General features: G+C 67.6%; 15 protein-coding genes. 5 read left to right on the top strand and 10 right to left on the bottom strand.

Annotated elements, in window-relative coordinates:
- The first annotated feature begins 34 nt into the window (after nucleotides 1-34).
- Complete coding sequence (locus GGC47_RS20310; protein WP_038368850.1) at nucleotides 35-2,248, top strand: RelA/SpoT family protein; 2,214 nt, start codon at nucleotides 35-37, stop codon at nucleotides 2,246-2,248.
- Nucleotides 2,249-2,305: 57 nt separating this feature from the next.
- On the opposite strand, the gene GGC47_RS20315 is transcribed toward GGC47_RS20310, so the two are convergent.
- Nucleotides 2,306-3,151 (bottom strand): LysR family transcriptional regulator, encoded by an 846-nt coding sequence (locus GGC47_RS20315; RefSeq protein WP_142020694.1) that lies wholly within the window; start codon nucleotides 3,149-3,151, stop codon nucleotides 2,306-2,308.
- Nucleotides 3,152-3,273: 122 nt separating this feature from the next.
- Between GGC47_RS20315 and GGC47_RS20320 the strand changes: the two genes are divergently transcribed.
- From GGC47_RS20320 to parC, 3 genes are all read left to right on the top strand, one after another.
- Nucleotides 3,274-3,654, top strand: coding sequence for a tautomerase family protein (locus tag GGC47_RS20320; protein ID WP_038368330.1), 381 nt, complete (start codon nucleotides 3,274-3,276; stop codon nucleotides 3,652-3,654).
- Nucleotides 3,655-3,794: 140 nt separating this feature from the next.
- Nucleotides 3,795-4,541: a DNA repair protein RecO gene (gene recO / locus GGC47_RS20325; RefSeq protein WP_142021047.1), complete on the top strand. Its 747-nt coding sequence runs from the start codon at nucleotides 3,795-3,797 to the stop codon at nucleotides 4,539-4,541.
- Nucleotides 4,542-4,721: 180 nt separating this feature from the next.
- Entirely contained in the window at nucleotides 4,722-6,968 is a 2,247-nt protein-coding gene (gene parC / locus GGC47_RS20330) for a DNA topoisomerase IV subunit A (RefSeq protein WP_142020695.1), read from the top strand.
- Between the two features lie 34 nt (nucleotides 6,969-7,002).
- Here parC and GGC47_RS20335 read toward each other — a convergent pair whose 3' ends face one another.
- The 4 genes from GGC47_RS20335 to GGC47_RS20350 all read right to left on the bottom strand — a co-directional run bounded on the left by GGC47_RS20335 (nucleotide 7,003) and on the right by GGC47_RS20350 (nucleotide 10,774).
- A complete protein-coding gene (locus GGC47_RS20335; RefSeq protein ID WP_142020696.1) occupies nucleotides 7,003-7,863 on the bottom strand; it encodes a peptidoglycan-binding domain-containing protein in 861 nt (286 codons plus the stop codon).
- A 203-nt stretch (nucleotides 7,864-8,066) separates the two neighbouring features.
- Nucleotides 8,067-8,675, bottom strand: coding sequence for an outer membrane protein (locus tag GGC47_RS20340; RefSeq protein ID WP_038368326.1), 609 nt, complete (start codon nucleotides 8,673-8,675; stop codon nucleotides 8,067-8,069).
- A 104-nt stretch (nucleotides 8,676-8,779) separates the two neighbouring features.
- Nucleotides 8,780-9,805 carry a DUF2336 domain-containing protein gene (locus tag GGC47_RS20345; RefSeq protein ID WP_142020698.1) on the bottom strand — a complete coding sequence of 342 codons (1,026 nt, stop codon included), beginning with the start codon at nucleotides 9,803-9,805 and terminating at the stop codon, nucleotides 8,780-8,782.
- A 204-nt stretch (nucleotides 9,806-10,009) separates the two neighbouring features.
- Nucleotides 10,010-10,774, bottom strand: a complete 765-nt coding sequence (locus GGC47_RS20350) for an arginyltransferase (protein WP_142020699.1) — start codon at nucleotides 10,772-10,774, stop codon at nucleotides 10,010-10,012.
- An 86-nt stretch (nucleotides 10,775-10,860) separates the two neighbouring features.
- Between GGC47_RS20350 and GGC47_RS20355 the strand changes: the two genes are divergently transcribed.
- Nucleotides 10,861-11,691 carry a class I SAM-dependent methyltransferase gene (locus GGC47_RS20355; protein ID WP_142020700.1) on the top strand — a complete coding sequence of 277 codons (831 nt, stop codon included), beginning with the start codon at nucleotides 10,861-10,863 and terminating at the stop codon, nucleotides 11,689-11,691.
- 3 nt (nucleotides 11,692-11,694) lie between these two features.
- On the opposite strand, the gene GGC47_RS20360 is transcribed toward GGC47_RS20355, so the two are convergent.
- From GGC47_RS20360 to hemB, 5 genes are all read right to left on the bottom strand, one after another.
- Entirely contained in the window at nucleotides 11,695-12,168 is a 474-nt protein-coding gene (locus GGC47_RS20360; protein ID WP_051988508.1) for an RDD family protein, read from the bottom strand.
- A gap of 56 nt (nucleotides 12,169-12,224) precedes the next feature.
- On the bottom strand, nucleotides 12,225-13,469 hold the full coding sequence (locus GGC47_RS20365) for a threonine ammonia-lyase (RefSeq protein WP_370954123.1): 1,245 nt from the start codon (nucleotides 13,467-13,469) through the stop codon (nucleotides 12,225-12,227).
- 74 nt (nucleotides 13,470-13,543) lie between these two features.
- Nucleotides 13,544-14,884 carry a branched-chain amino acid ABC transporter permease gene (locus tag GGC47_RS20370; protein ID WP_142020702.1) on the bottom strand — a complete coding sequence of 447 codons (1,341 nt, stop codon included), beginning with the start codon at nucleotides 14,882-14,884 and terminating at the stop codon, nucleotides 13,544-13,546.
- A 65-nt stretch (nucleotides 14,885-14,949) separates the two neighbouring features.
- A complete protein-coding gene (locus tag GGC47_RS20375) occupies nucleotides 14,950-15,372 on the bottom strand; it encodes a GatB/YqeY domain-containing protein (RefSeq protein ID WP_142020703.1) in 423 nt (140 codons plus the stop codon).
- A gap of 33 nt (nucleotides 15,373-15,405) precedes the next feature.
- Nucleotides 15,406-16,461, bottom strand: coding sequence for a porphobilinogen synthase (hemB, locus tag GGC47_RS20380; RefSeq protein ID WP_142020704.1), 1,056 nt, complete (start codon nucleotides 16,459-16,461; stop codon nucleotides 15,406-15,408).
- Nucleotides 16,462-16,609: the final 148 nt, after the last annotated feature.

Below are 16,609 nucleotides of genomic sequence, written 5' to 3' on the forward strand. Positions count from 1 at the left end.
ATGATCGTAGGCTGAGGCTGGGGCCCGCATGGGCATGATGCGGCAATATGAGCTCGTTGACCGGGTCAGGAGCTACAATCCGAGTACCGACGAGGACCTGCTCAACCGGGCCTATGTCTATGCCATGCGCGCCCATGGCACGCAGAAGCGCGCCTCCGGCGATCCCTTCTTCGCGCATCCGCTCGAAGTCGCCGCGATCCTGACGGACCTGAAGCTCGACGATGCCACCATCGTCGCGGCGGTGCTGCACGACACGGTCGAGGACACGGCGGCGACGCTGGAGGAGATCGAGAACCTGTTCGGGCCGGATATCCGCCGGCTCGTCGACGGGCTCACCAAGATCAAGAAGCTGGACCTCGTCTCGAAGAAGGCGGCGCAGGGCGAGAATTTCCGCAAGCTCCTGCTCGCCATCGTCGACGATATCCGCGTGCTGCTGGTGAAGCTGGCCGACCGGCTGCACAACATGCGCACCCTGCATTTCGTCCCGCCGGAAAAGCGCCTGCGCATCGCCGAGGAGACGATCGAGATCTACGCCCCGCTTGCCGGCCGCATGGGCATGCAGGAATTGCGCGAGGAGCTGGAGGAGCTCGCCTTCCGCCACATCAAGCCGGAGGCGCATGCCACCGTCACCAAGCGGCTGGAGGAGGTGACCGCGCGCGAGGGCAAGGTCATCGGCGAGATCGAGCGCGACCTGAAAGACAAGCTCGCGGCCAGCGGCATCGAGGCAGAGGTCCATGGCCGCCGCAAGCGGCCCTATTCGATCTGGAAGAAGATGGAGCGGAAATCCGTCTCCTTCGAGCAGTTGTCGGACATCTTCGGCTTCCGCGTCATCGTCGAGAAGCCGCAGGATTGCTACCGCGTCCTCGGCATCGTCCACATGACCTGGCCGATGGTGCCGGGCCGCTACAAGGACTACATCTCGACGCCCAAGCAGAACGACTACCGCTCGATCCACACCACGGTGGTCGGCCCCGGCCACAGCCGCGTCGAACTGCAGATCCGCACCGATTCGATGGACCGCATCGCCGAATACGGCATCGCCGCCCATGCCCACTACAAGGATGGCCGCCCGGGCGAGCCGATGCAGCTCGTCGACGAGAGCCGCGCCTATCAATGGCTGCGCCGCACCGTCGATCTGCTGGCCGAGGGTGACAGCCCCGAGGAGTTCCTCGAGCACACCAAGCTCGAGCTCTTCCACGACCAGGTCTTCTGCTTCACGCCGAAGGGGCGGCTCATCGCCCTGCCGCGCGGCGCGACGCCGATCGACTTCGCCTATGCCGTCCACACCGATGTCGGCAACAGCGCCGTCGGCGCCAAGATCAACGGCCGCATCGCCCCGCTGCTGACCGAATTGCAGAACGGCGACGAGGTCGAGATCACCCGCGCCGAGGGGCAGGCTCCGCCTGCCGCCTGGGAATCCCTCGTCGTCACCGGCAAGGCCCGCGCCGCCATCCGCCGCGCCACCCGCGTCGCGGTGCGCCGGCAATATGCCGGCCTGGGCCGCCAGATCCTCGAACGCGCCTTCTCGCGCGCCGAGAAGGCCTTCTCCGACGAGAAGCTGAAGGCGGCGCTGAAGCGCCTCGCGCGCAGCACGGTGGACGATGTGCTGGCCGCCGTCGGCCGCGGCGAGATGTATTCGGGCGATGTGGTCAAGGCCGTCTACCCCGATCTGGAGCCGGAGAAGCGCACGGCCGGCGAGCCCAAGCCGGCCGCGGCCACGGCGAGCGGCAAGGGCTGGTTCGAACTCGGCAAGGGCGAGAACCTGAAGTTCAAGCTGCCGGGCGAGCCCAGCGCCGACGCCATTCCGATCCGGGGCCTTGGGCGCGACCTGCCGGTGCGCTTCTCGCCGCAGGGCGGCGCCGTGCCGGGCGACCGCATCGTCGGCATCCTGACGGCGGGCGAGGGGGTGACGATCTACCCGATCCAGTCGCCCGCACTCGCCGCCTTCGACAATGAGCCCGATCGCTGGCTCGATGTCCGCTGGGATCTCGACGACAAGGTGCCGCAGCGCTTCCCGGCGCGGATCGCGCTGAAGTCGATCAACGAGCCCGGCTCGCTCGCCCAGATCACCACGATCATCGCGGAGCATGACGGCAACATCGACGCCGTCCAGATGAACCGCCCTAATCCGGACTTCACCGATGTGACCATCGATCTGACGGTCTGGGACCTGAAGCACCTCTCGGCGATCATCAGCGAATTGCGCGAGAAGCGTCAGATCAGCCGGGTCGAGCGCGTGCTGGGATAGGGCCGTTCTTCCGGGGCACGCCTGTCATTCCCGATGACGGCAGCCTTACCACGAGGCTCACCCCCGGAACGCCGCCGCGAGTTCGCGGACGAAGGAGCGCCCGCGCGCGCTGGAAACCTGGCTGCGCAGCACGACCTGCGAGCGGCCGAGCGGCGGCAGGCCCCAATCCGCCCCGACATCGACCGCGTCGCGCGGCGCGATGCGGCTGGCGAGCGGGCTGACGCCCAACCCACCTGAGACCGCCGCCAGCACCGCCGCCATGCCGCCGCCGATGAAGGCTTCGCGCCAGGGGCGGCCGCAGCGGGTCAGGGCTTCGATGGCGTGGCGGCGCAGGCGGCACTCGGTGACGAGGCTGATCATCGGCAGCGGCGCTTCCGGCCAGGGCGTCAGCGCAGGCGAAGCGAACCAGCCGAAGACATCCTCGCGCAGCACCTCGCCGGTCCTGCCTCCCCCGACCCGCCGGACCAGCACGACGTCGAGCTCCCCGGCCTCGAAGGCGGCTTCCAGCAGGCTTGACGGCTCGATCCGGAGATTGACGACGAGGCCGGGATCATGCGCCGCCAGACGCGAGAGCAGGAGCGGGATGTCGGGCCCCGCTGCCTGTTCGCTGATGCCGACCGCGATACGCTCCGGCTCCTCGGTGAAGGCTGCGAGCGCCCGGCCATGCGCCGCCAGGAATTCCCGCGCCGCCGGCAGGAAGCGCTCGCCTTCCGGCGTCAATCGCACGAGGCGCGGATGGCGTTGCAGCAGCAGCCGGCCGAGCGTGGTTTCGAGACGCTTGATTCTGGTGCTGACCAGCGATTGCGTCGAGCCGAGCGCCTCCGCCGCGCGTGTGAAGCTGGCGAGCTCGGCCGCTTGCAGGAAGGCGGCGACGGCGTCCACGTCGAGGGCAGGGGAGCTCATAAATCAAGAATCCGTATCTCTGATATCTCGTATGATACGGTTTTATGTTTGTCGTTTCAACGCTAGCTTCTCTCCATCGGCGATCGGCGCGGGATCGCGCTTCGCCGCCAAAGGAGACGACCATGCCCCTGATCCGGATTTCCATGCGCCGCGGCCGCCCGGCCTCCGAGCCCGCCGCCATCGTCGATGGCGTCTACAAGGCGCTGCGCGAGACCTTCGAGGTGCCTGAGGGCGATCTCTTCGCGCTGGTCCACCGGCACGATGCCGGCGAGTTCATCTACGACGCCAATTATTTCGGCTTCGACCGCTCGGATGCGATGGTGGTCATCCAGATCACCGTCAGCGCCTCGCGCGGCGTGACGCAGAAGAAGGCGCTGTTCGCGAGGATCCACGAGAATTTGCGCCGCGATCCCGGCCTGCGCTCCGACGACATCTTCATCAATCTCGTCGAGACGGCACGCGAGAACTGGTCCTTCGGCGCCGGCGTGGCGCAATATGCGTGAGGCCGACGAGCGTCGTTCTCGGGCGAAGCGAAGCGCAGACCCGAGAATCTCATGACGAGATGGCTGGTTTCCGAGATGGTCGGGGCAAGCCCGACCATGACGCGGTTCCTTCCTGCGCTTGTCTGCCCTACATCCAGTCCATGGAATGGGTCGACGAGGGCACCGTCATCGGGCTGAGGGGGCATGGCGAAAGCGCCGTGATCCTGGAGGTGATGACGCGCTTCCACGGCCGCCATCTCGGCCTCGTTCGCGGCGGGCGCTCGCAGAAGACGCAGCCGCTGCTCCAGCCCGGCAACCGGGTCGCGCTGACATGGCGGGCTCGTCTCGACGAGCATCTCGGCGAGTACAAGGTGGAGTTGCTGACCTCCCATGCCGCGCGATTGATGGCCACACCGGTCGCGCTCTATGGGCTGGCGACCATTGCGGGCCTCTTGCGTCTCCTGCCGGAGCGCGATCCGCATCCGGGTCTCTATGAGGGGCTCGCCGTCCTCGTCGAGCATCTCGACGAGCCGCAGCTCGCCCCGCCGCTGGTGGTGCGCTTCGAGCTCGCCATGCTCTCCGAGCTCGGTTTCGGGCTCGATCTCGCCCGCTGCGCCGTAACCGGCACGCCCGATGACCTCAGCCATGTCTCACCGAAATCCGGCAAGGCCGTCAGCCGCCCGGCGGCGCAGCCCTATCTCGACCGGCTGCTGAAGCTCCCGGCCTTTCTCGTCGAGGGGCAGGGCGGACGCCAGCCCTCCGCCGCCGACATCCTGTCGGGCTTCGCCCTGACCGGCTTTTTCCTGCGCCGGCACCTCTTCGAGCCGCGCGGCTTGCAGGAGCCGCCGGAGCGCGCCCGGCTGGTCGAGCTGGCGACGCGCTTGGCCGCGAATTCATCCACCGATTGAACGCAAAATGGCCGCTCCGGCGTTTGCGCGCATGCGTGTGTACCTGCATTGTTCTGGCGGGCTGATTCGTGCTGTGCCATAGAGCATGGCGCGAAGAAGCGGGTGCCGGTTTCCGCGGGGAGCAATGCTCCGGACGATCAGGATCGGCGCGAATTTGGACGGGAAGAGGGCTGACAGCGTATGGGCAAACCGATCGATCCGCCGCCGGAGGATGGAGCCGAGCGCATCGATCTGAAATCGGCGCTCGAAGAACGCTATCTCGCCTATGCGCTCTCCACCATCATGCACCGCGCCTTGCCGGATGCGCGCGACGGCTTGAAGCCGGTCCACCGGCGCATCATCCATGCGATGCGTCTGCTCCGGCTCGACCCCGGCCAGGTTCACAAGAAATGCGCCCGCATCGTCGGTGACGTCATCGGTAAGTTCCACCCGCATGGCGACCAGTCGGTCTATGACGCGCTGGTGCGCCTCGCGCAGGATTTCGCCCAGCGCTACCCGCTCGTCGACGGGCAGGGCAATTTCGGCAATATCGACGGGGATAACGCCGCCGCCTATCGTTACACCGAAGCGCGCATGACCGAGGTCGCGCGCCTGCTCCTCGACGGCATCGACGAGGACGCAGTCGATTTCCGCGAGACCTATAACGGTGAGGACGAGGAGCCGGTCGTACTGCCGGCCGCCTTCCCGAATCTGCTCGCCAACGGCTCGCAGGGCATCGCGGTCGGCATGGCGACCTCGATCCCGCCGCACAACGCGGCCGAGCTCTGCGACGCCGCGCTCTACCTGATCCAGCACCCGGAGACCTCCTCCGAGCAGCTCATGACCTTCGTGCCCGGGCCGGATTTCCCGACCGGCGGCATCATCGTCGAGACCCGCGCCTCGATGGCGGAGACCTACCGCACCGGGCGCGGCGCCTTCCGCACCCGCGCGCGCTGGCTGAAGGAGGACCTTGAGCGGGGCGCCTGGCAGGTCGTCGTCACCGAGATCCCCTACATGGTCTCGAAGGGCCGGCTGATCGAGAAGATCGCGGAGCTGCTCAACGACAAGAAGCTGCCTCTGGTCGCGGATCTGCGCGACGAATCCGCCGAGGACATCCGCATCGTCATCGAGCCGCGCGCCCGCAATGTCGATGCCAACCTGATGATGGAATCGCTGTTCAGGCTCTCCGAGCTCGAAGCGCGCATTCCGATGAACATGAACGTGCTGACCGGCGGGCTGGTGCCGCGCGTGCTCGGCCTCGCCGAGGCGCTGCGCGCCTGGCTCGACCATCGCCGCGAGGTGCTCCAGCGGCGTTCGCGCTACCGGCTCGGCCAGATCGACAAGCGGCTGGAAATCCTGCGCGGCCTGCTGATCGTCTATCTCGACCTCGACCGGGTGATCAAAATCATCCGCGAGGAGGACGAGCCGAAGATCGAGCTGATGAAGGTCTTCGAGCTCACCGAGGTCCAGGCCAACGCGATCCTCGACACGCGCCTGCGCGCGCTGCGCAAGCTCGAGGAGATGCAGCTCAAGACCGAGCTCGACGAATTGACCAAGGAGAAGGGGCAGATCGAGGAACTGCTCGGCTCCGAGGCGACCCAGTGGAAGACCATCGCCTGGGACATCCGCCAGGTGAAGAAGACCTTCGGCCCGGAGACGGCGATCGGCAAGCGCCGCACCGATTTCGCGGATATGCCCGATACCACCGATATCGACCTGACTCAGGCCATGGTCGAGCGCGAGCCGATCACGGTCGTGATCTCGAAGAAGGGCTGGATCCGCGCGCTGAAGGGCCATGTCCAGGACAAGTCCAGCTTCTCCTTCAAGGGCGACGACACGCTCCAGACGGCCTTCTTCACCGAGACGACGGCGAAGGTGCTGGTGCTCGCCTCGAACGGCAAGGTCTTCACGCTGGAGGCCTCGAAGCTGCCGGGCGGGCGCGGCTTCGGCGATCCGATCCGCCTGATGATCGAGCTCGAGGAGACGGCCGAGATCGTCTCGGCTTTCGCCTACAAGCCTGGTTCGAAGCTGCTGATGGTGACGAGCGAGGGCAGGGGCTTCGTCGCGCCTGCGGACGACGTCGTCGCCAATACGCGTAAAGGGAGGCAGGTCCTGAATGTCGATGGAACGACCGTCGCCATGCTGGCCGTGCCGGCCGATGGCGACCATGTCGCGATCATCGGTCAGAACCGCAAGCTGCTCTGCTTCCCGATCTCGGAAGTCGCGGAGATGGGGCGCGGCAAGGGCGTGCGCCTGCAGCGCTACAAGGATGGCGGCCTCTCCGACGCCAAGACCTTCAAGCTGGCTGATGGACTGACCTGGCTCGACACCTCCGGCCGGACCTGGACGGTGCCGCAGGGCGATCTGCTCGAATGGCTCGGCCACCGCGCCGAGTCCGGCCGTCTGCCGCCCAAGGGCTTCCCGAAGAGCAACAGCTTCGGCGGCTGACGGGCTTAAGGTCGCGATGCCTGCGGCGGTCCGGTCAAAAAGTCCCGACGACGCCGAGGAAGAAATTGCAGGTGACGGTCGCCTTGAAATAGTTCGACTGCGCCTTGCCGGTGTAGTCGATTTCGATCTCGCCTTCGGCCCGGCCTTGCAGCATGACGAGCGGCGTCGCTCCGCCCGGCCGCCCGGTGAGCCGGAGATTGTACTGCGCGCTGCCGGATTGGCTGATCTTGTTGGGATCGAGCGGGGAATATTTCGGGATCCCGATATCGACATCGAGCCCGGCCGTCGGCTCGCTGATCGACTTGAACGGCTTCGGGATGAACGACAGGATCTGAGCCTTGAACCTGCTGTTGACCGGGATGTCCTGGACCAGCTTGACGATGTTCTGCGTCGATCGCACGACCGGGTCGCTCGGGTCCTGCACCGGCACGAGCGTGAAGGTCAGGTTGAGCAGGCTCGGCTGTCTCACCGGTGAGAAGGACGCCGAGGAGACCCCCGCCAGGCTCAATTGAGGGCCCAGGATGACCGGGGGCTGCAGGACGAATTGCGGCTGCTTGGGCGCGGTGCCTGGCAGCGTCAGCGGCGGGATCAGCTGCGGCGGCTTGATTCCCGAAGCCGCGCCGGCTCCGAAGGTCGGCCGCGTCAATTCGGGAAAGACGAGGACCTGCGCCGGGAAGGTTTCGACTTCGAACAGGATGGCGCGGGTCCTTGGGCCGACGATGCCGTCCTTCGTCAGCCCGTGAAGCGTCTGGAATTTGCTCACCCGCTCATGAGTCTTCGGCCCGAAGATGGCGTCGAGCGCGAGCGGGGTTTCGCGGCGCAGATGGTAGTTCAACCGGTCCTGGAGGATCCGCACATCCTGGCCGCTCATGCCCTTGCTGAGATTGCGCGCCATCGCTTCGCCTCGCCTGAGGAGTTCGAAGCCGGGCGACGGGGATCCGGGCTGCCGGCCCGCGGCACGCTCGCCCGATCCGGGAACGTCCGGTCAGGCGCAGCTTATTGTGTCCGCGAGCGGCGGGATCATCAGTTTGGAGGACGAGGGCGAAATCTCGGGGCGATGCGCGGGATGCCGCCCCGCCGGTGTCGGCGCCGACTCCGTCAGCGAAGCCGTTGGCCGACCACGCCGACCTCGACGCCGAGCGTCAGCTTGTCGGTAACGGCCCATTCCACGCCGGCTCGCGCCTCGGGCCTGACCGCGATATCGCTCTGGCTGAAGGGTGGGGAGACGCTCGTCGCGCCATAGCGCCAGGTCTCGTTCGCGGCGGACATGCCGACCTTGGTGTAGACCAGCACGTCCGGCGTCACGAGCACGCCGGTCTTGATCTGGAACGCGCCGGCGAAATCGCGGGTATAGGCGACATTGCCGAAGCTCGGCGTGCCGTAGCCTCCGAGGGTGGGCGAGTAGTCGAGCGCGCCGACGATGCCGTAGACGAAATTGCCCTCCTGCCGCATCGTTCCCATTTCGAGGCCGAAGGTCGGCCCCGCGCTGGTGCGCATATGCTTGCCGCTCGTCACCTGGAAGCCGGAGGAGATGCGCGCATAGGAGCCCTCCCATTTCGGTGAGAGCGAGGGCGCGTCCCAGGCGAAGGAGGGCAGCGAGGCGAAGCCGGTGAGCGGGAGGGAGGTCTGGGCCCGTGCCGTTCCGGCGGCCGCAAACAGAGCCAGCCCGGCGGCGGTCACGGCGGCGGAAACGACCGGAAATCTCACGTCGAAGGCATCCTCACGGCAAATACCTGCTGGAGCTTAGCATGAGGTCCGGCGAATGTCGCCGTTTTGTGGCGCGGCCGCTCCGCGCAGGCGCGCCTAGCGGCTCAGGCGATCTTGGTGCGCAGCTTGAGGAAGCGCAGCGTCCGCTCGGCGGTGGCGAGGTCGAGCTTGGCATAGGCGTCGACGTCGTCGTCGATGTCGCGCGAGGAGAAATAGAGGCGCCGCGCCCGCAGTTGCAGGATGGCGCGGAAGGCCGTCATGCCGACGCCGAGCGAGCGGCAGGTCACCGCGATGCCGCTGGCATTGCGCTGCATCAGCACGCGCAGCGCCTGCTCGGGGGTGATCTCGGCGACTTGCGACAAGACCTGCGCCAGGTGGAAGGCCCGGTCCTCGTCGGCCAGCATGGTCAGGACGTCGTCGACCTCGCGCACCTTGGCGGTGAGATCGGAGAGCAGGAGCTTCACTTCCAGACGCTGCTGGCGGGCCTGCCGGGCGAGCGAGACCGCTTCCTCGGTCGGTGTCCCCGCAGCGCCAGGGCTGTCCGACAATTGCTCGACGATGCGCAGCACCCGTTCAGCCCGTTTCGGTGCGAGATCCGAGCGCCGGGCGAGGTTGCCGGCGATGCCCGCATCGCCGGTGCCGCGCTCCAGCAGCCGGTCGAAGCCGCGATCCGAGAAGGCGGCGCCCTCATTGGCGCTGACGGTTGAGAGAACGGTCCGGTCGCCGCGCTCGACCAGGATGTCGGTGACGCTCTCGGACAGGCGCGCGCGCTCGGCGATGGCCGCGAGATGCTGCTGCGTCTGGCTGACGGCGATGGCGGCGAGATCGGTGTCGGTGAGGACCGGGGACAGGGTCAGGACCAGCCGCGCCACCTCGACATTGTCGTCGCCGCCGAGCGTGACGGCGACGTTGCGCGGCAGGCTCGGCAGCGCCGCGACGCGATCGGCATAGCTCTGGCGGTCCTCGTCGCCGAGATGGGAGAGCGACGTCACCGCGATGTCGCCGTAATGCTCCTTGCTGACCTTGCTCGGCTCCTGGTCCAGCAGGAACAGGTCCGTGACGGCATTGAGCAACTGCCGGCGCGAATCCGACGACATCTCGGCCGGCATCCGGGTCAGGTCGCGCAGCATGAAGCCCCCCAGGCGATCAGGTGCCGGGACAATGCGAGATGCGGACTTGATTTACTCTTAAGCCGATTGCGCTTTTTCGGGGAAAACGGGGGCGGATACGCCGATCCCTGACCGTATGGCCCGACGCCCTATGGGAATGCGATCATTCTTGAGAGAATGCCCTCATAGGTTGCGGAATTCGGTTCGCTGGCGTCGCGATGCGCTTCACGCGGTGGGAGCGTTCGTCTCGACCCGCTCCCAGCCCTGCGGCGTCAGCCGCTCCTGCGGCAGGAACCGGGCCTTGTAGGACATCTTGGGCGAGCCATCGACCCAATAGCCGAGATAGACGTAAGGCAGCCCGAGCCTGCGGGCGCGCGCGATGTGATCGAGCACCATGAAGGTGCCGAGCGAGCGGAGCTCCAGCCCGGGATCATAGACCGAATAGACCATCGACAGGCCGTCGTTCAGCGTGTCGGTCAGCGCCATGGCGAAGAGGTCGCCCTGGCCGCGCCCGGTGAAGCCCGAATCCGGTCCGCGCCGCCGATACTCGATCAGGCTGGTCTCGACATGGGTGTCCTCGACCATCATCGCGAAGTCGAGCGCCGACATCGTCGCCATGCCGCCATCCGGATGCCGCTCGTCGAGATAGGAGCGGAACAGGGAATAATGCTCGGAGCGCGGCTGCGGCGGGCGGGCCTCGCCGATCAGGTCGCTGTTGCGGGCCAGCACCTTGCGGAAGCCGCGCGAGTAGCGGAAATCGTCGACGCAGACGCGCACCGAGACGCAGGCCCGGCAGACCTCGCAGGCCGGGCGGTAGGCGATGCTCTGCGAACGCCGGAATCCGCCTTGCGACAGCACGTTGTTGAGGTCGCCGGCGCGCGGTCCGACGAGATGGGTGAACACCTTCCGTTCCTCGCGGCCCGGCAAATAGGGACACGCGGTCGGCGAAGTGAGGTAGAATTGCGGGGCATCCCGCAACGGGCGCGTCACGTCGGCTGGCTCCCCGGAAGCTTCCGCCCTTCAATGTAGCATCGGCAGCGGCGGCAACAAGCGCGATGCGAGATCGGGAGGACGCGATGGCCGGTGAAAAGGTAGTTCTCCACGGCGCGCGCGAAACGCTTCTCGTCACGCTCTGTGCCAAGGCCGGCGAGAGCCAGCTGCCCGATACCCTGCTGAAGGACCGCTTTGCCGCGCAGGCCCTGGCGGGGATCGACTACGATTTCGACCGGCTGAGGGTCGACCGCGACATCATGATCGGCGTCGCCTTGCGGGCTCACCTCATCGATGGCTGGACACGCGATTTTCTGGGGCGACACCCGGATGCGACGGTGCTTCATCTCGGCTGCGGGCTGGACAGCCGCGTCTTCAGGATCGCGCCGCCCGAAACCGTCCGCTGGTTCGACGTCGACTACCCGGACGTGATCGCCCTGCGGCAGCGCCTCTACCCGGCCCGCGACGGCTGTGTGCTGCTCGGCTCCTCGGTGACCGAGCCGGAATGGCTCGAAGCCGTGCCGCGGGACAGGCCGGCCTTCGTCATCGCCGAAGGGCTGTTGCCCTATTTGCCGTCGGAGGAGGTGCCGTTGCTGCTGGAACGCGTGACCGGGCATCTGCCCGGGGGCGAGCTGGCCTTCGATGCCTATAGCCAGCTCGGGCTCATCCTGATCGCCTGGCAGCCCTCCATCCGCGCCACCGGCGCGGCTTTGCACTGGGCGCTCGACGAGCCGGAGGAACTGCTCCGGCAGCTTCCCCGGCTCGAGCTGGTGGAGGAGCTCACAGGCTATGGTTCGCGCGGCTACGACCTCGACCAGATCGCGCGCCTGTCCCTGTTCGCGCGAATGGCCGTGCCGGTCATGGAGATGATCCCGGCCTTCTCGCGAATCGGCCGCCTGCTGCGCTTCCGGTTTTAGCCCTCAAGCCCGCACGACCACGAGGCCGGTCAGCAGGTCATGGCCGAGGCGCCGATCGGAGCGGAAGAGGCCGCAGCCGATGTCGATGAGCCACAGCGCCACCGTTCCGGCCGCGACGTAGAAGAACAGCGCATGCACCGCCGCGACGAGGCCGTCCGGCCGCCCGCCATCCGCGGTCTCGACCCGCAAGCCGGCGACGCGCATGCCCCAGGTCGACTGGCGCCGGCCGCCGACCGTCAAAGCCGCATACCCCAGCGCCGTCACGAAGGCGGCCGCCGGGATCAGGAACCAGGTCGCGCCGAAGGTGACGAGGCCGAGCACCACCAGCAGCAGGAAGACCAGCCAGCCGAGGAAGAACAGCACGACGATGTCGATGATCCAGGCGAAGAGCCGCGAGCCCAGGACGCCGCTGACGTTCTGGTAGGGACGCTGCTCCAGGGCCGTGATCGGCGGCTGGCCGTAGCGGGTATCGCTCATCGAACTCGATCCTCATGACGGCGCGCGGGAATGCGCACCCGGGCAACAATGTTTGATCAGCGCGTCGGTTCCGCAAGGCCACGCGGCAGGATGCGCCGGGGCGCGAAGCCATTTTTCGCCAGCATGTCCTCGATCGCGCGCGAATGTGCCTCGCCGCGCGTCTCGACCGTGACGTCGAGCGAGACGCCTTTCGCCGGCACGTCGAGGAAAAGCCGGCCATGGCTGACCTCGAGGATATTGGCCCCCTCATCGCCGAGAAGGCTCGCGATCTTGCCGAGCAGGCCGGGCCGGTCGCTGCTGGTCAGGCGGAAGGCGACGATACGGTCCTCCCGCTCCAGCTCGCGCACCATGATCGCGGCGAGCAGGCGGGTGTCGATGTTGCCGCCGCAGAGCACGAGCCCGACCTTGCGCCCGGCATAGCGCTCCGGCTCCTTCAGCATCGCCGCGAGCCCGGCCGCGCCGGCGCCTTCCGCCAGGCTGTGCTGCAGGCAGGCATAGGCGTTGACGGCGCGCTCGATCAGGTCTTCGCCGACGAGCACGATGTCGGAAACCAGCTTCGAGACGATCGGCAGCGTCATCTGGCCGACGGTCTTGACCGCGATGCCCTCGGCCAGCGTCGCCCCGCCGATGGGGCGGTCCTGCCCGTTCACGGCGTTGAAGAAGGAGGGGTAGAGGTCGGCCTCGACGCCGATCAGCTCGATGCCGGGCTTGATCGCCTTGGCGGCGACGGCGTTGCCGGCCATCAGCCCGCCGCCGCCGAGCGGGATGATCAGCATGTCGAGATCGGGCTCGTCGGCGAGCATCTCGCGCGCGACGGTGCCCTGGCCCGCCATCACCGCGGCATCGTCATAGGGGTGGACGAAGACGAGCTGCTCGGCGCCGGCGAGCTCGCGTGCCTTCTGCGCGGATTCATAGAGCGTCTCGCCATGGAGCACGACGCGCGCGCCATGGGCGCGGGTGTTCTCGACCTTCACCAATGGCGTCGTCTCGGGCATCACGATGGTCGCCGGGATGCCGAAGCGCTTGGCGTGATAGGCCACCGCCTGGGCATGGTTGCCGGCCGACATGGCGATGACGCCGCGGGCCCGCTCGTCCTCGCTGAGCGAGAGCAGCTTGTTGACCGCGCCGCGCTCCTTGAAGGAGGCGGTCGCCTGCATGTTCTCATGCTTGACCATGACCTGCGCGCCCGTGAGCTCGGAGAGGCGCGGCGCCGGCACCAGCGGCGTGCGCAGGACATGGCCTGCGATCCGCCCCGCGGCGGCGTCGATGTCCTCGGGCGTGATCGCGAAGGTCTCGGTCATGATGAGGTCCGTGTCTCGTCCGGGGGCGAAAGGCAAATGTGTTTTCGGACGGAAGCCGATGCCGCAGGCTGTCGTCAAACCTGGCGCGGCGTCAATTCGCTGTCGCCGAAGAAGCCGCCGGGGCGCCAGATCAGCACGATGGCGAGCAGCAGATAGACCGCGAGGTCGCGCTGCTCGATCGGCAGCGTCGCCGACCAGACCGCCTCGAAGCCGGCGATGAACAATCCGCCCAGCGCCGCGCCCGGCACCGAGCCGATGCCGCCGAGAATGGCCGCGACCAGCGCCTTGAGGCCGAGCGAGAAGCCGCCGGCGAAGCCCATGCCGCCATAGATCACCGTGACGATGACGCCCGCCATGCCGCAGAGCGCGCAGGCGATGATGACGGCGATGTCGCGCACGGCGCGTGCATCGACGCCGAACAGCGCCGCCGTGCCCTCGTCATCGGCGACCGCCCGCCAGGCCCGGCCATAGGCGGTGCGGCGGATGAGCTGCACCAGCCCGAGCGTGGCGCCCAACCCGATCAGCGTCAGGAGGGTCGCGACCGGGTTGAGCGTCACGATGAAATCGCCGGCATGGACGAGCGCCACGGGAGCGTTGAACACCGGCGGCAGCCAGCGCAATTGCGGCCCCTGGGCGAGGCGCAGATATTCCGAAAGCGCGATCGAAAGGCCGATCGTCGCGATCAGCATCTGCTGGCCGCTGGCGCGTTCGAGATGGCGCAGCACGAAGCGGCCCATGGCGAAGCCGTGCAGCGCCGAGACGAGGATCGCCACGGTGAAGGCGACGGCGAGCCCCGTCAGCGGCGTCGAGACGGCGAGCGAGAGCAGCAGCGCCACCCCGACCACCGAGGCCAGCGCCCCGAGCGCGGCGAATTCGCCGAAGCACAGGATGATCCGCCCGGTCAGCCCGTAGACGAGCGCATAAGCGGCGGCGAGCAGCCCGTAGATCGCTGCCGAGGGCAGGCCGCTCAGCGCCTGCTGCAGGCCATAGGCGAGGCCGGCCGGCACGGCGGGCAGGTCCGACGCCGTGGGCGCGGCCGGATCCGGCGGCGGCTCGCTGCGATCCTCGAGATAGAACCGGCGCAGGAAATAGAAGCTGGCATCCGACATCGGCTGCCCGTCCGAGGCGATGCCGATCAGCGTCGGCCGCCCGAGCCCCTTGTCGTCCGTGCCGAACAGGCAGTCGATGCTGCGATGCCGCGCGACGCCGTCGCCGAGCTGCATCCGGTAGAGCAGGCGCAGGGCCCGCCGCACCGGGCCGACCGTCATCCGTTCGATCTCGATATGCGCTCCCGGCGGGTTGAGCGGCGGGATCGCCTGCCGGCACAGCCGCGTCTGGTCGGTGTCGAAGTCTTCGCCGCAACCGGCGAGGGCCACGAGGACGGCAACCAGAATCGGCAGGAGGAGCGGGCGCATGCGGCGGCAACGGTAGCGCTTGCCCGTGCCGTTTGAAACATGGCTTTGGAGTGGGTGGTGTGCCGCTAGCTCAGATCGGGCGGATCGAGATATCGATTCAGGGTCTGTGCTCCATCAGACAGATCCTGAGCCTTGTCGTCGCGCCCGAGGCTGCGATACGTCTTCGCTGCGTCGTTTCGGCTGTGGATTTCGGCTTCGACCAATCGGCGCAGCTCGTCCTTGCCCAGCACCTTGCGTGGGACTTCGACCGCGCTGTCGCCGAATGCGTGAAACACATAGCTGTCGTGTCGATCGCCGACTGGAACGGCCTGGGCATTGTCGATCGCGGCGATCAATTCGCGTAGCACCGTTACCTCGGCGGATTTGCGCTCTCGCATCGCCGTTCGCAGGTCGGCCTTCAGTCGCGCCAGGAAGCTCTGGCTCTCATCCGTCATCATGCTGAAATCGTCGTCGCTTTCGAGCGGAGCGGAAAACCATTCGGCACCCACCGAACGAGCCGAAATCGTCTGGGACCGGAAAGTTCAGCCCGCCTTCAGCATCTTCGCCACGCGCGGCGCGAAATAGGTCAGCACGCCGTCGGCGCCGGCTCGCTTGAAGGCGAGCAGGCTCTCCAGCATCGCCTTGTCGCCGTCGAGCCAGCCATTCTGCACGGCGGCCATCAGCATCGCGTACTCGCCGGAGACCTGATAGGCGAAGGTCGGCACGCGGAACTGGTCCTTCACCCGCGCCACCACGTCGAGATAGGGCAGGCCGGGCTTGATCATCACCATGTCGGCACCTTCCTCGAGATCGAGCGCGACCTCGGCGATGGCCTCGTCGGTGTTGGCCGGGTCCATCTGGTAGGTGCGCTTGTCGCCGATCAGCGTCGCATTGGTGCCGATGGCGTCCCGGAACGGGCCGTAGAAGGCGGACGCATATTTGGCCGCATAGGCCATGATCTGCACGTCCTCCTGGCCGGCGGCGTCGAGCGCGGCGCGGATCGCGCCGACGCGCCCGTCCATCATGTCGGAAGGGGCGATCACGTCGGCACCGGCATCGGCCAGCGCCAGCGCCTGCCGGACGAGGATCGCGACGCTGGCGTCGTTCAGGATGCGCTCGCCATCCATCACGCCGTCATGGCCGTGCGAGGTGTAGGGGTCGAGCGCGGCGTCGCAGATGATGCCGATCTGCGGCACCTCCCGCTTGATCGCCCGCACGGCGCGGCACATCAGGTTTTCGCTGCTCAGCGCCTCCGAGCCCGTCGAGTCGCGCAGCGCCTTTTCGACATAGGGGAAGGGGGCGATGGCGGGGATGCCGAGTGCCGCCGCCTCGGCCGCCTGCCGGACGGCCTCGTCGATGTTCAGCCGGTCGACGCCGGGCATCCATTCCACCGGCGTGCGGGCCTGCTGCCCGTCCATCAGGAAGATCGGCCAGATCAGATCGTCGGTCGTCAGCCGCGTCTCGCGCACCAGCCGTCGCGACCACTCGGCCTTGCGGTTGCGGCGCATGCGGCGCGTCAGTCCGAGCGAGGGGGCGGCCTGGGCCTCGCTCTGGCGCGACTCAGGATGGGGGAACGGCCTGACGACCCGGGATTCCATGGCGATGCCTCAAATGACGACGTCGCGGCACGCCCGAGGCTTGAGCGGGGGCGGCAGCGGCATGCCGGCTTCATATCACATCGGAACAATTCCAAACCAGAGGCGCATGGTCGCAAGCCGAGCGAGCATGCCGGTCTGGCCTGCGATG

Origin of the sequence: Allobosea sp. OAE752, from assembly GCF_050433265.1 — a bacterium.
Taxonomy (GTDB): Bacteria; Pseudomonadota; Alphaproteobacteria; order Rhizobiales; family Beijerinckiaceae; genus Allobosea; species Allobosea spartocytisi.

What these genes read in the sequence shown, in the direction of transcription:
- GGC47_RS20360 (WP_051988508.1), bottom strand. Translation starts at nt 12,168, where the DNA reads ATGAGCGATACCCGCTACGGCCAGCCGCCGATCACGGCCCTGGAGCAG.
- GGC47_RS20345 (WP_142020698.1), bottom strand. Translation starts at nt 9,805, where the DNA reads ATGCTGCGCGACCTGACCCGGATGCCGGCCGAGATGTCGTCGGATTCG.
- GGC47_RS20365 (WP_370954123.1), bottom strand. Translation starts at nt 13,469, where the DNA reads ATGACCGAGACCTTCGCGATCACGCCCGAGGACATCGACGCCGCCGCG.
- GGC47_RS20320 (WP_038368330.1), top strand. Translation starts at nt 3,274, where the DNA reads ATGCCCCTGATCCGGATTTCCATGCGCCGCGGCCGCCCGGCCTCCGAG.
- recO (WP_142021047.1), top strand. Translation starts at nt 3,795, where the DNA reads ATGGAATGGGTCGACGAGGGCACCGTCATCGGGCTGAGGGGGCATGGC.
- hemB (WP_142020704.1), bottom strand. Translation starts at nt 16,461, where the DNA reads ATGGAATCCCGGGTCGTCAGGCCGTTCCCCCATCCTGAGTCGCGCCAG.
- GGC47_RS20370 (WP_142020702.1), bottom strand. Translation starts at nt 14,884, where the DNA reads ATGCGCCCGCTCCTCCTGCCGATTCTGGTTGCCGTCCTCGTGGCCCTC.
- parC (WP_142020695.1), top strand. Translation starts at nt 4,722, where the DNA reads ATGGGCAAACCGATCGATCCGCCGCCGGAGGATGGAGCCGAGCGCATC.
- GGC47_RS20355 (WP_142020700.1), top strand. Translation starts at nt 10,861, where the DNA reads ATGGCCGGTGAAAAGGTAGTTCTCCACGGCGCGCGCGAAACGCTTCTC.
- GGC47_RS20310 (WP_038368850.1), top strand. Translation starts at nt 35, where the DNA reads ATGATGCGGCAATATGAGCTCGTTGACCGGGTCAGGAGCTACAATCCG.
- GGC47_RS20335 (WP_142020696.1), bottom strand. Translation starts at nt 7,863, where the DNA reads ATGGCGCGCAATCTCAGCAAGGGCATGAGCGGCCAGGATGTGCGGATC.
- GGC47_RS20315 (WP_142020694.1), bottom strand. Translation starts at nt 3,151, where the DNA reads ATGAGCTCCCCTGCCCTCGACGTGGACGCCGTCGCCGCCTTCCTGCAA.